Annotated in this window: 12 protein-coding genes; 9 read left to right on the forward strand and 3 right to left on the reverse strand. The window is 67.0% G+C overall.

Going from position 1 to position 13095, the window contains the following annotated elements; translation table 11 throughout:
- Positions 1–81 precede the first annotated feature (81 nt).
- Positions 82–972: a LysR family transcriptional regulator gene (locus WS46_RS05160; protein WP_059531705.1), complete on the forward strand. Its 891-nt coding sequence runs from the start codon at positions 82–84 to the stop codon at positions 970–972.
- Between the two features lie 175 nt (positions 973–1147).
- On the opposite strand, the gene andR is transcribed toward WS46_RS05160, so the two are convergent.
- The gene (gene andR / locus WS46_RS05165; RefSeq protein ID WP_059531702.1) at positions 1148–2104 is read right to left on the reverse strand and encodes an anthranilate 1,2-dioxygenase regulatory protein AndR; all 957 of its coding nucleotides are present in this window, start codon (positions 2102–2104) and stop codon (positions 1148–1150) included.
- Positions 2105–2316: 212 nt separating this feature from the next.
- Here andR and andAc point away from each other — a divergent pair, with 212 nt between their 5' ends.
- From andAc to WS46_RS05190, 5 genes are all read left to right on the forward strand, one after another.
- Complete coding sequence (gene andAc, locus WS46_RS05170; RefSeq protein ID WP_059448779.1) at positions 2317–3588, forward strand: anthranilate 1,2-dioxygenase large subunit AndAc; 1272 nt, start codon at positions 2317–2319, stop codon at positions 3586–3588.
- A 17-nt stretch (positions 3589–3605) separates the two neighbouring features.
- Positions 3606–4091, forward strand: a complete 486-nt coding sequence (gene andAd, locus WS46_RS05175) for an anthranilate 1,2-dioxygenase small subunit AndAd (RefSeq protein WP_059531699.1) — start codon at positions 3606–3608, stop codon at positions 4089–4091.
- Positions 4092–4107: 16 nt separating this feature from the next.
- Positions 4108–4434, forward strand: a complete 327-nt coding sequence (andAb, locus tag WS46_RS05180; protein WP_039344765.1) for an anthranilate 1,2-dioxygenase ferredoxin subunit AndAb — start codon at positions 4108–4110, stop codon at positions 4432–4434.
- Positions 4424–5644 (forward strand): anthranilate 1,2-dioxygenase system ferredoxin--NAD(+) reductase, encoded by a 1221-nt coding sequence (andAa, locus tag WS46_RS05185; RefSeq protein ID WP_059689498.1) that lies wholly within the window; start codon positions 4424–4426, stop codon positions 5642–5644. The genes andAb and andAa overlap by 11 nt, the downstream gene beginning before the upstream one ends.
- Before the next feature lie 164 nt (positions 5645–5808).
- A complete protein-coding gene (locus WS46_RS05190) occupies positions 5809–7095 on the forward strand; it encodes a DUF445 domain-containing protein (protein WP_059689499.1) in 1287 nt (428 codons plus the stop codon).
- Between the two features lie 48 nt (positions 7096–7143).
- Here WS46_RS05190 and WS46_RS05195 read toward each other — a convergent pair whose 3' ends face one another.
- Together WS46_RS05195 and WS46_RS05200 are read right to left on the reverse strand one after the other, a co-directional pair.
- Positions 7144–7443, reverse strand: coding sequence for an addiction module antidote protein (locus WS46_RS05195; RefSeq protein ID WP_006750245.1), 300 nt, complete (start codon positions 7441–7443; stop codon positions 7144–7146).
- A 3-nt stretch (positions 7444–7446) separates the two neighbouring features.
- Positions 7447–7764: a type II toxin-antitoxin system RelE/ParE family toxin gene (locus tag WS46_RS05200; protein WP_107938181.1), complete on the reverse strand. Its 318-nt coding sequence runs from the start codon at positions 7762–7764 to the stop codon at positions 7447–7449.
- A gap of 377 nt (positions 7765–8141) precedes the next feature.
- On the opposite strand from WS46_RS05200, the gene WS46_RS05205 reads away from it, so the two are divergent.
- The 3 genes from WS46_RS05205 to WS46_RS05215 all read left to right on the forward strand — a co-directional run bounded on the left by WS46_RS05205 (position 8142) and on the right by WS46_RS05215 (position 13076).
- Entirely contained in the window at positions 8142–9782 is a 1641-nt protein-coding gene (locus WS46_RS05205; protein ID WP_059689500.1) for an acetolactate synthase large subunit, read from the forward strand.
- Between the two features lie 28 nt (positions 9783–9810).
- Complete coding sequence (locus tag WS46_RS05210; RefSeq protein ID WP_059689501.1) at positions 9811–11244, forward strand: aldehyde dehydrogenase family protein; 1434 nt, start codon at positions 9811–9813, stop codon at positions 11242–11244.
- A gap of 248 nt (positions 11245–11492) precedes the next feature.
- Complete coding sequence (locus tag WS46_RS05215; protein ID WP_059531680.1) at positions 11493–13076, forward strand: Na+/H+ antiporter; 1584 nt, start codon at positions 11493–11495, stop codon at positions 13074–13076.
- The last annotated feature ends 19 nt before the right edge of the window (positions 13077–13095 follow it).

Consider the following 13095-nt stretch of genomic DNA (forward strand, 5'->3'; position numbering starts at 1 on the left):
CTGTTGGTGCACATGGTAGGAATTCCCGCCCGGCGGCGTCCAACACTCTTTCCGACTACTTCCATACCTTCGAGGCATGAAATGGAATTGCGCCAGCTTCGGTACTTCATCGCCGTCGCGGAGGAAATGAACATCACGCGGGCCGCGGAGCGGCTGCACATGACGCAGCCGCCGTTGAGCCGCCAGCTTCAGGCGATCGAGGACGAGGTCGGGCTGCCGCTGTTCGAGCGCGGCGCGCGGCCGCTGAAACTGACCGACGCGGGCCGCGTGTTCTATGCGCAGGCGACGCGCGTCGTCGAACAGGCCGACGAACTCGGCCCGCTGACGCGGCGGCTCGCGCAGTTGTCGGAGCGGATCGTGATCGGCTTCGTGCCGTCGACGCTCTACGGCGCGCTGCCGGACGTGATCCGCGCGTTTCGCGAGGCGCATCCGGGCGTCGAGCTGTCGCTGATCGAGATGTTCACGCTCGAGCAGCTCGGCGCGCTGAAGGGCGGGCGGATCGACGTCGGGTTCGGCCGCCTGCGTTTCGACGACGACCAGCTCGTGCGCGAGGCGCTGATCGAGGAAAAGCTCATCGCGGCGCTGCCGGTCGGGCATCCGCTCGCCGATCCGGACCGGCCGCTGACGCTCGCGGACATCGCGAACGAGACGCTGATCGTCTATCCGAGCACGCCGCGGCCGAGCTTCGCGGACCAGCAACTGTCCGCGCTGCGCGACGGCGCGCTCGTGCCGGCGGCCGTGCACGAGGTGCGCGAACTGCAGACGGCGCTCGGGCTCGTCGCCGCGCAGGTGGGCGTGTCGCTGGTGCCGGAAAGCGTGGAAGGCGTGCGCGTGAAGGGCGTCGTCTATCGGCGGCTGCCGGAGCCCACGGCGACGTCGCCGATCATCATGAGCCGCCGGCTGCACGGCGAAAGCGCCGCGACGACCGCGTTCTGCGCGATCGCGCGGGAGATGATCGCGCCGGCGGCGTAGCGACGGTCGTTTCCGTATTGACCGCAACTAACGGTCAAATTCGGCGGGCCAGGCCGAATACGGAGCCGGTATCGCGATGCAGATGTCATATGCCGCTGATGCAGGCGGGCAAGCAAGCCGGCAAGCTGCGCCGGTCGGCAATCGGCAAGGCGGGGAGCCCGCGCCCGCCTACCGCCTACCGCTTCCCGTCGAGCGTCTCCGAAGGCGATTCGCCGAACTTCTCCCGGTACGCGATCGCGAATCGCCCGAGATGCGTGAACCCGCAATCGAGCGCGATATCGGCGATCCGTCGCTCGGACACCGACCCGCGCAGCAACTCCCGCGCATGCTCGAGCCGCGTCGCGCGCAGGTATTGCATCGGGCTCATCCCGCGGAACTGCAGGAAGGCGTCGCGCAGCGTCCGCTCCGGCACGTTGGCGGCCTGGACGATGTCGGCGAGCTGCAGCGGTTGCGCGTAGTGCGCGTTCACGAACTCCTGCGCGCGCCGCACGAAGCCCGGCGCGGGATCCTGGCGGGCGCTCGGTGCCGACGGCGGGTGGCCTTCGATCAGCAAATCGATCAGCAGATGCTCGAGCTGCGACGCGACGCGCGGGTTCGCGTTCGCCCGTTCGAGCAGCGCGGGCGAGCGGGCGACGAGCATCAACTGCTGGCGCCACGCGGTGAGCGCGGCATCGCTGATGTGCAGCACGGGGTCGAGCATCGCGCGCGGGTCGCCGGTCAGCGAGCCGACGGTCGCGGCATCGATGCGCAGCACGAACTGCTCGCAATCGGCGGACAGCACCGCGTCGAAGCGCTCGCCGGGCGCGCACAGCACGCCGGTCTGCCCGTCGACGCCGAGCCGGCGCCCCATCGCGTGGACTTCCGCCTGCCCGGACAGGCAGAACATGAGCAGGTAATAGCCGTCGACGGCGTCGACCTGCACGCGCATCGCGTCGCCGAACGCGATGGTGCCGATCCCGAGCCCGCCGAGCCGCACGAAATCCATATGCGACGCGCCTTGCACGCGGCCGCTCGGCAGCAGCGCATGCGGCTGCATCACGCGCGAGATCCGCTCGCGCGTCTCGTCGAGATCGCGGGATTCGAACAGCCGGTGCGCACGCAGCGCAAGCGGCTCGAACGACGTTGGGGACATGGGCATCGGCCTTGGTATGAACGACGGGCGCTTCGATCCGACGAATGGGTCGCGATCGTGCGCGGGTCGCGTGTGTCGCCATGCTAGCGCAGAAATCCGCCGAAAGTGGATATTGCGCCGCCGCAATCGCACTTTCCGGATAGACGCCGAATATTAGCTTTTCAAAAATCGGCTCCATGCAATCAACGAAACGGAACCAGAAGGAGTCCGACATGGAGCAGACAGAATCGCCCGTCGTATTCGCCGCGCGCGACGACGCGTCCGATGTGCGCTTTCCGCACGACGACGGCTCGCGCGTGCCGTACAAGGTGTTCAGCTCGCGCGCGGTCTACGATCGCGAGCAGGAACGCATCTTCCGCGGGCCGACCTGGAACTTCGTCGCGCTGGAAGCGGAAATCCCGAACGCCGGCGACTTCAAGAGCACGTTCGTCGGCGACACGCCGGTCGTCGTCACGCGCACCGAGGACGGCACGCTGTCCGCATGGGTGAACCGCTGCGCGCACCGCGGCGCGCAGGTGTGCCGCAAGTCGCGCGGCAACGCGAGCTCGCACACGTGCGTGTACCACCAGTGGAGCTTCGACAACCAGGGCAACCTGCTCGGCGTGCCGTTCCGGCGCGGCCAGAAGGGGATGACCGGGATGCCGGCCGACTTCGACCCGAAGCAGCACGGGCTGCGCAAGCTGCGTGTCGACAGCTATCGCGGGCTCGTGTTCGCGACCTTCAGCGATGACGTGGCGCCGCTGCCCGACTATCTCGGCGAGCAGATGCGTCCGTGGATCGACCGCATCTTCCACAAGCCGATCGAGTATCTCGGCTGCACGCGCCAGTATTCGAAGTCGAACTGGAAGCTGTACATGGAGAACGTGAAGGATCCGTATCACGCGAGCATGCTGCACCTGTTCCATACGACCTTCAACATCTTCCGCGTCGGGATGAAGGCGCGCTCGATTCCGGATGCGAACCACGGGCTGCACAGCATCATCACCGTGACGAAGACGGGCGACGACACGTCGGCCGCGTACAAGCAGCAGAACATCCGCTCGTTCGACGAGGGCTTTCATCTGGAAGACGAATCGATCCTCGATCTCGTGTCGGAATACGACGAGGACTGCACGAACCATATCCAGCCGATCTTTCCGCAACTCGTGATCCAGCAGATCCACAACACGCTGGTCGCGCGCCAGATCCTGCCGAAGGGGCCGGACAACTTCGAGCTGATCTTCCACTTCTTCGGCTACGCGGACGACACGCCCGAACTGCGCGCGCTGCGCATCAAGCAGGCGAACCTGGTCGGGCCGGCCGGCTACATCTCGATGGAGGACACCGAGGCGACCGAACTGGTGCAGCGCGGCACGGTGCGAGATGCGGATGCGACGTCGGTGATCGAGATGTCGCGCGGCAACCCGGACCAGCAGGACACGGTGATCACCGAAAGCCTGATCCGCAAGTTCTGGGTCGGGTACCAGAAGCTGATGGGCTATTGAAGCGGGAGCGCGGAACGATGGAAAACCTGACGGAAGACATGAAGACGTGGTTCGAGATTTACATGCTCCAGAACCGCTACATCGGCCACCTCGACAACGACCGGCTCGAACACTGGCCGGAAATGTTCACCGAGGACTGCACGTACGAAATCGTGCCGAAGGAGAACGCGGATCTCGGGCTGCCGGTCGGGATCGTCCACTGCACGAACCAGCGGATGCTGCGCGACCGCGTGGTGTCGCTGCGGCACGCGAACATCTTCGAAGAGCACACGTACCGGCACATGACGTCGGGCCTCACGATCGTCGCGGAGCGCGACGGCGAGATCGACACCGAGAGCAACTACGTGGTCGTGCAGACGCGCAGCAACGGCGAATCGAACGTGTACCAGGCCGGCAAGTACTACGACACGGTCGTGCGCACGCCCGACGGGCTGCGCTACAAGACCAAGCGCGTGATCTACGACACGTCGCGCGTGCAGACGCTGCTCGCCACCCCGATCTGACTGCGAAGGAAACGACATGACCGAAGCAACGCTCGCCGAATGGCATCCGCTGGGCGCATTCGACGAATTCTCCGAAGACGAACCGGCCGCGCGCGTCGCCGGCCAGAAGCCGATCGCGGTGTTCCGGATCGGCGACGAACTGTTCGCGATGCACGACCTCTGTTCGCATGGTCACGCGCGGCTGTCCGAAGGCTATGTGGAAGACGGCTGCGTCGAATGCCCGCTGCACCAGGGGCTGATCGACATTCGCACCGGTGCGCCGAAATGCGCGCCGATCACCGAGCCCGTACGGACGTATCCGATCCGGATCGTCGACGGTCAGGTGGAAGTCAATGTCGGCTGACCCGTTCGTGATCGTCGGCGCCGGCCACGCGGCGCGGCGCACGGCCGAGGCGCTGCGCGCGCGCGACGCCGACGCGCGCATCGTGATGATCGGCGCGGAGCGCGAGCTGCCGTACGATCGGCCCGCGCTGTCGAAGGACGCGCTGCTGGGCGACGGCGGCGAGCAGCGCGCGTTCATCCGCGATGCGGCCTGGTACGACGCGCAGCGCATCGAGCTGCGGCTCGGCACGCGCGTCGACGCGATCGAGCGCGATGCGCAGCGCGTGCGGCTCGACGACGGCGCGACGTTGCCGTACGCCCGGCTCGTGCTCGCGACGGGTTCGCGCGTGCGTGCGTTCGGCGGGCCGGTCGACGACGGCGTCGTCCCGCATTACGTGCGCACCGTTGCCGACGCGCGTGCGTTGCGCGCGCAGCTCGCGCCGGGGCGTCGCGTGGCGGTGCTCGGCGGCGGCTTCATCGGCCTCGAAGTGGCGGCCGCGGCACGCCAGCTCGGTTGCGACGTGACGGTGATCGACCCGGCTCAACGCTTGCTGCAGCGTGCGTTGCCGGAAGTCGTCGGCGCGTATGCGCGGCAACTGCATGACGCACGCGGCGTGATTTTCCAGATGGCCACGCTGCCGCGCGCGATTCGTCGCGCACCGGGCGGCGGCGCGATCGTCGAGACCGATCGCGGCGACGTGCCGGCCGATGTCGTCGTGATCGGCATCGGCGTCGTGCCCAACGTCGAACTCGCGCAGGCGGCCGGCCTCGCGGTCGACAACGGCATCCGTGTCGATGCGGGATGCCGGACGGCCGATCGCGCGATCTTCGCGGCGGGCGAGGTGACGATGCACTTCAATCCGCTGCTCGGGCGTCACGTGCGGATCGAGTCGTGGCAGGTCGCGGAGAATCAGCCGGCGGTTGCGGCCGCGAACCTGCTGGGTGCGGACGAAATATATGCCGAGCTGCCGTGGCTGTGGTCCGATCAGTACGATTGCAACCTGCAGATGCTCGGGCTGTTCGGCGACGAGCGAACGACCGTCGTGCGTGGCGATCCCGCGAGCGGGCCGTTCACGGTGTTCGGGCTCGACGACGACGGGAAGATCGCCGCGGTGGCCGCGGCGAATCTGGGGCGCGACATCGGTGCATCGCGGCGCCTGATCGCGGCAGGCGCCGTGCCCGATCCGGCGAAGCTCGCCGATCCGGCGGTGAACCTGAAGACGTTCCTCTGAGGCAGTGCGCGAACGCGGCCGGGCCGGCCGTGTTCGCGTCGGGTAGCGGAAACGTCGAGGGAAACCTGTCCCGGACAACCTTTCCGGCTCGCGCCACGCGCGCGGGTTTGTCGCGGGCCGGCGATCGGTGCATATTAGCGGCATTGCCGTTTCACCGGTCGCCCATGACGCCAGACAAAGCCCTCGAACTGAAACGCAGCAAGCGCCGCGCGCTATGGCTGCTGCTGGCCGCGGTCGCGGTATTCGTCACGACGATCCTGCTGCCGCGCGGCCCGTGGGTCGACGGTTTCAAGGCGGTGGCAGAGGCCGCGATGGTCGGCGCGCTCGCCGACTGGTTCGCGGTCGTCGCGCTGTTCCGCCGCGTGCCGATTCCGTTCGTGTCGCGCCACACCGAAATCATCCCGAAGAACAAGGACAAGATCGCCGACAACCTCGCGGTGTTCGTGCGCGAAAAATTCCTCGGTCCCGACGCACTCGTCGCGCAGATTCGCCAGCACGATCCCGCACGGAAACTCGGCGCATGGCTCGGCGAGCCCGCGAACACCGACGCGCTCGGCGGCTACGTGACGAAGCTGATGAGCTTCGCGCTCGACATGACCGACGATGCGCGGATCCAGTCGTTCGTCCACGACGCGTTCCGCGCGGTGATCGACCGGATCGACCTGTCGCAGTCGGTGGGCGCGATCCTCGACACGCTGACGAAGGACGGCCGTCACCAGGCGTTGCTCGACGACGCGATCGCGCAGGTGGTCGACGTGCTCGACAAGGAAGAGAACCGCGAGGTGATCGCGGGCTTCATCGTCGAATGGCTGAAGACGCAATACCCGAAGGTCGAGAAGATCATGCCGACGCAGTGGTTCGGCGAGAACGGCGCGCGCATGCTGGCGAGCGCGGTGAGCCGCGTGCTCGAGGGCGTGGCGGCCGATCCGGAGCACGAATTGCGGCAGCGCTTCGACCGCACGGTCGTGCGGCTCACCGAGCGGCTGAAGCATGACCCGATGTTCATCGCGAAGGGCGACGAGATCAAGCGCTACATCCGCGACGGCGACGCGTTCAACGACTATGTACGCGATCTGTGGGAACAGTTGCGCGCATGGCTGAAAGCCGATCTCGCGCGGCCCGATTCGACGCTGCACCGGCAGGCCGCGACGCTCGGCGGCTGGCTCGGCGCGCGGCTCGCGGAGAGCCCGGCGCTGCGCGCGTCGCTGAACGAGCACGTCGAGAAGGCCGTGCACGAGATGGCGCCGGATTTCGCGGATTTCCTGATGCGTCACATCCGCGATACGGTGCGCAACTGGGATGCGCGCGAGATGTCGCGGCAAATCGAGTTGAACATCGGCAAGGATCTGCAGTACATCCGCATCAACGGCACGCTGGTCGGCGGGCTGATCGGGCTCGGGCTGTATCTGGTCTCGCTGGTGCCGCGCTGGGCGGCCGAGTGGTTGCATTGATGCGGGCGCGGCCGTCGCGCACGTGGCGCGCCGCCGTATGCCGCTGAATCAAGCGTGTGCCTTCGCGCCGTGCAGTTGCAGGCCGAGGGCCTTGATCACTTTCAGGATCGTGCCGAAGCTCGGATTGCCGTCGTGCGACAGCGCCTTGTACAGACCTTCGCGCGACAGGCCCGCATCGCGCGCGACCTGCGACATGCCGCGCGCGCGAGCGATCACGCCGAGCGCATGCGCGATGAAGGCCGGGTCGTCGCCGGCTTCCTGCAGACAGGCCTCGAAGTAGTCGGCCATGTCGTCGTCGGTTTTCAGGTGTTCGGCCGAATCCCACGGCCGGGTCTTGATCTTGTCCATCGATCACTCCAGGTCGAGCCGCTCGAGCATCGCGTGCGCGGCGCGGATGTCCGCCTGTTGCGTCGACTTGTCGCCGCCGCAGAGCAGGATCACCCATATCGTTCCGCGTCTGACGTAATAGACGCGATAGCCGGGGCCGTGGTCGACACGCATTTCGACGACGGGTGAGCCGGCGGATTTCCAGTCGCCCGGGTTGCCCATCGACAGACGGTCGATGCGCGCCTGGATGCGCCGCCGGGCGACGCGATCCTGCAGGCGGGCAAACCACGCGTCGAAGACGTCGGTAGTCCGGATACTGAACGTAGGCGCACTGTAGGACATGGATCGCGGTATGTCAACCATGGTTCACATGTTCGGTGAATGGAATCGGGGTGCGTCCAACAATAGGGCCGCGCGCGCCGTTTGAGGGCGAATTGGCCGTCAGGCCGATCCTTTCGCGCGGCCGGACCCGGCCATTCGGCCGAAGTCGGAATTCCGCGAATCCGTCTACAATCAAAAACGTCCTTGCCGCCCGTGCGTGCTTGCCGCGCACGGGCGGATCCGTTTGTCCTCCTGCACAGGGAGGCGCCGCCGTGCGTTGCGCGGCGGGCAGTGCCGTGGTCACCAGTAGGTAAAGCGTCCGCGTGCCGTAGGCCGGCGCGCGTTCTGAACGTCGCGCGCTCGTAAGCCGGGCAGGCGGCATCAACCGAGAGTCCCCCATGAAAGCATCGGATCTGTTCGTGAAGGCGCTGGAAGCCGAAGGCGTCGAGTACGTGTTCGGCATCCCCGGCGAGGAAAACCTCGATCTGCTCGAATCGCTGCGGCGATCGAAGATCAAGCTCGTGCTGACCCGGCACGAGCAGGCGGCCGGATTCATGGCCGCCACCTACGGCCGGCTGACGGGCCGCACCGGCGTGTGTCTCGCGACGCTCGGGCCGGGCGCGACCAACTTCGTGACGGCTGCCGCGTATGCGCAGCTCGGCGGCATGCCGATGCTGATGATCACCGGGCAGAAACCGATCAAGTCCAGCAAGCAGGGGCACTTCCAGATCGTCGACGTCGTCGGCATGATGCAGCCGCTCACGAAGTTCACGCGACAGATCGTGTCGATCGGCAACATCCCGTCGGCGGTGCGCGAGGCGTTCCGTCGCGCGGAGGAGGAGCGCCCGGGCGCCGCGCACCTCGAGCTGCCGGAGGACATCGCGCACGAGGAGGGCGACGGCAAGCCGATTCCGCGCAGCTACAGCCGGCGGCCGGTGGCCGAGGAGAAGGCGGTCGCGCACGCGGTCGACGCGATCCAGGCCGCGCGCCACCCGCTGTTGATGATCGGCGCGGGCGGCAATCGCAAGACGACCTGCAAGATGCTGCTCGAATTCGTCGACAAGACGGGCATCCCGTTCTTCACGACCCAGATGGGCAAGGGCGTGATCGACGAAACGCATCCGCTGTGGCTCGGCAACGCGACGCTGTCCGACGGCGACTTCGTGCACCGCGCGATCGAGCATGCGGACTGCATCATCAACGTCGGCCACGACGTGATCGAGAAGCCGCCGTTCTTCATGCGCACGGACGACAAGACCGTGATCCACGTGAACTTCCTCGGCGCGCAGGTCGATCCCGTCTACTTCCCGCAGATCGAGGTGGTCGGCGACATCGCGAACGCGGTGTGGCAGATGAAGGAGGCGATCGCGCCGCAGCCGCATTGGGATTTCACGCGCTTCGCGATGATCAAGGAGCACTTCGACGCGCACCTGCAGAAAGGCCAGCACGACCCGCGCTTCCCGATGTACCCGGTGCGGATCGTGAACGACCTGTACAACGCGCTGCCGACCGACGGGATCGTCTGTCTCGACAACGGGATGTACAAGATCTGGTTCGCGCGCTACTGGCGTGCGCATGAACCGAACTCGCTGCTGCTCGACAACGCGCTCGCGTCGATGGGCGCGGGCCTGCCGTCGGCGATCGCGACGAAGATCGTGCATCCGCAGCGCAAGGTGATCGCCGTGTGCGGCGACGGCGGCTTCATGATGAATTCGCAGGAACTCGAAACGGCCGTGCGGCTGAAGCTCGACATCGTCGTGATGATCCTGCGCGACGACGCGTTCGGAATGATCCGCTGGAAGCAGGAGAACATGAACTTCCCCGATTTCGCGATGACGTTGAAGAACCCCGATTTCGTGTCGTATGCGCAGAGCTACGGCGCGCACGGGCATCGCGTCGAAGCGGCCGACGATCTCGAGCCGCTGCTGCGCGACTGCTTCGCGACGCCGGGCGTGCACGTGATCGACGTACCGATCGACTATTCGGACAACGAACGCGTGCTCAACCGCGAAATCAAGCGCCTGTCGGCGCAACTCTGAATCCGCAGTTCACCGGAAGGAGCGTTCCATGCTGAAGGATACCTATCCGTACTATCTGGCCAACGAGGCCGTCTACGCGAACACCGATCTGGAAGTGACCGACAAATTCAGCGGCAAGGTCGCGACCCGCGTCGCGCTGGCCGACGCGAAGGCGATCGATGCGGCCATCGGCGCGGCGGTCGACGCCGCGAAGCCGATGCGCGAGTTGCCGGCGTACAAGCGTCAGGCGGTGCTCGACCACTGCGTCGCGCGCTTTCGCGAGCGATTCGACGAGCTGGCGGAGGCGTTGTGCATCGAGGCCGGCAAGCCGATCAACGATTCGAAGGGCGAAGTGACGCGGCTGATCGATACGTTCCGCGTCGCGTCCGAGGAGTCGGTGCGCATCGACGGCGAGGTGATCAACCTCGAGATCTCGGCACGCGCGCAAGGCTACACCGGCTATACGCGGCGCGTGCCGATCGGCCCGTGCTCGTTCATCTCGCCGTTCAACTTCCCGCTGAACCTCGCCGCGCACAAGGTCGCACCCGCGTTGGCCGCGGGCTGTCCGTTCGTGCTGAAACCCGCGAGCCGCACGCCGATCGGCGCGCTGATCATCGGCGAGGTGCTCGCCGAAACCGACCTGCCGAAGGGGGCATTCTCGGTGCTGCCCGCACATCGCGATGGCGCGGACCTGTTCACGACCGACGAGCGCTTCAAGCTGCTGTCGTTCACCGGTTCGCCGGCCGTGGGCTGGGCGCTCAAGGAGAAGGCCGGGAAGAAGAAGGTCGTGCTGGAGCTCGGCGGCAACGCGGCGGCGATCGTCGACGCGGACCAGCGCGAGCAGCTCGACTACGTGGTCGAGCGTCTCGCGTTCGGCGCGTATTACCAGTCGGGCCAGAGCTGTATCGGCGTGCAGCGGATCCTCGTGCATGCGGATCTGTACGACGCGCTGCGCGACAAGCTGATCGCGAAGACGCGTTCGCTGAAGATGGGCGATCCGAAGGATCCGTCGACGTTCGTCGGCCCGATGATTTCCGAATCCGAATCGCGCCGGCTGTCCGGCTGGATGGACGCGGCCGTCGCGGCGGGCGCGAAGATCGTCGCGGGCGGCAAGGTCGACGGCGCGATGTTCGAGGCGACGTTGCTGGAAAACGTCGGTCGCGAACAGGACCTGTACCGCAAGGAGGCATTCGGTCCCGTCGCGATCCTCGAAAAGTTCGAGCGCTTCGACGATGCGCTCGCGCGCGTCAACGACAGCGACTTCGGGCTGCAGGCCGGCGTGTTCACCGATTCGCTCGCGCATGCGCAGCGCGCGTGGGACGAGCTGGAGGTGGGCGGTGTCGTGATCAACGACGTGCCGTCGTTCCGCGTCGACAACATGCCGTATGGCGGCGTGAAGGATTCGGGGCTCGGCCGCGAAGGGATCCGCTACGCGATCGAGGACATGACCGAGCCGCGCCTGATGGTCGTGCGGCGTCGCTAGCGCGACGGGCGGCGGCCTGACGGCACGCGGGCGGGCGGGCGATCGTGCCGGCACGCGTGCCGTTTCCGTCTCGGCGCACGCCGACGGGCGCGGCGATGCCCGCCATTGCGTCATCGTCGCGGCACCGCGCGCCATGCTTGCCGAACGCGCTCGACTGCCTGCATCGCATCGTGATGTAATCGCGCGAATTGGCCAACCGGGGTACGACATCGGCTGGCGTGCGCATTCATTCCTCACGAGGTCGATTCATGTCCCCCGTCTCGGCATTCAAGCTGATTCTGTTGTCATTCCTCGCGATCGTCGCGCTCGAATACATCGCCAAGCGGTTGCGATTGCCGCCCGCGGCCGCGCTGCTGATCGGCGGCATCGGCATCGCGTTCATTCCCGGCCTGCCGCCGATCAACCTCGATCCGGAACTCGTGCTGCTCGTGTTCCTGCCGCCGCTGCTGATGGACGGTGCGTATTTCTCGGTGTGGGAGGAGTTCAAGCGCAACGTCGGCGGCATCATGATGCTCGCGATCGGCGCGGTGGTGTTCACGACGTTCGCGGTCGGTTTCGCCGTGCACTGGGTCGTGCCGTCGCTGCCGTGGGCCGCGTGCTTCGCGCTCGGCGCGATCGTGTCGCCGCCCGATGCGGTGGCCGCGAAGGCGGTGCTCGAACGCGTCGCGCTGCCGCGCCGGCTGATGGTGCTGCTCGAGGGGGAAAGCCTGTTGAACGACGCGGCGGGCCTGGTGCTGTTCCGCTTCGCGGTCGCCGCCGCGCTGACGGGCGCGTTCAGCCTCGAGCACGCGGTCGTGCGCTTCGCGGAACTCGGGCTCGGCGGTGTCGTGGTCGGCTTCCTGGTCGGCAAGCTCGTTGTGTGGTTCCTGAAGCTGCTCGACGACGACTATCTGGTGATCACCGTCGCGGTGATCGCCGGCTGGATCGCGTACATCGCGGGCGAGATGGTCGAGGTGTCGGGCGTGATCGCGACGGTCACGGCCGGCATGATCGTCGGCTGGCATCAGCACGAGGTGTTCTCGGCGGCCGTGCGCACGCGCGGCACCGCGTTCTGGCAGGTCATCGTGTTCCTGCTCGAAGCGCTGGTGTTCGTGCTGATCGGACTGTCGCTGCGCGGCGCGATCCACCGGCTCGGCGGTTTCGAGCAGGTGCTCGCGACGATGGTCCCGCCGGTGCTCGCGGTGCTGGTGGCGGTGATCGTGTCGCGCTTCGTCTGGATCTACGCGGTCGAGGCGCTGAAGGTGCCGGTGCGCGGGATCATTCGGCGCGGTGCCGCGCCCGACTGGAAGGCCGCGACGATCATGAGCTGGGCCGGGATGCGCGGGGTCGTGACGCTGGCGATCGCGCTGTCGTTGCCGGAGGCGATGCCGGGCCGCGACGTGATCCTGGTCGCGTCGTTCGCGGTGATCCTCGTCACCGTGCTCATGCAGGGCACGACGATCGGGCCGCTGATCCGGCTGCTGCGCCTGCCTCAGCGCGAGGAGCGCGCCGCGCATCACCTGACCGAGCCGCAGGCGTGGGCGCACATCGAGGCCGCGCAGCTCGCGGCGATCCAGCCGCTGGTGCGCGACGAGAGCGGCAAGGTGATTCACCCGCGCCTGCTGGAGCAATACACGTATCGCGCGGAACTGACCGAGCGGGCGAAGAACGAGCCTGCTTATCCGGCGGAGGTACGCACCGCGCACTACGACGTCGTGCTGGCCGCGATCAAGGCCGGGCGTGCGGAATTGTTGCGTCTGCATCGTTCGGGCCGCATCCACGACGAGATGCTGCACATGCTCGAGCGCGATCTCGACCTGCAGGAAGTGTCCGCGCAGCACGCGCGCGGGTAGCCGGCAGCGCGCGCGCCAT

It is taken from the genome of Burkholderia sp. RF4-BP95 (genome assembly GCF_001521985.1).
GTDB lineage: Bacteria > Pseudomonadota > Gammaproteobacteria > Burkholderiales > Burkholderiaceae > Burkholderia > Burkholderia diffusa.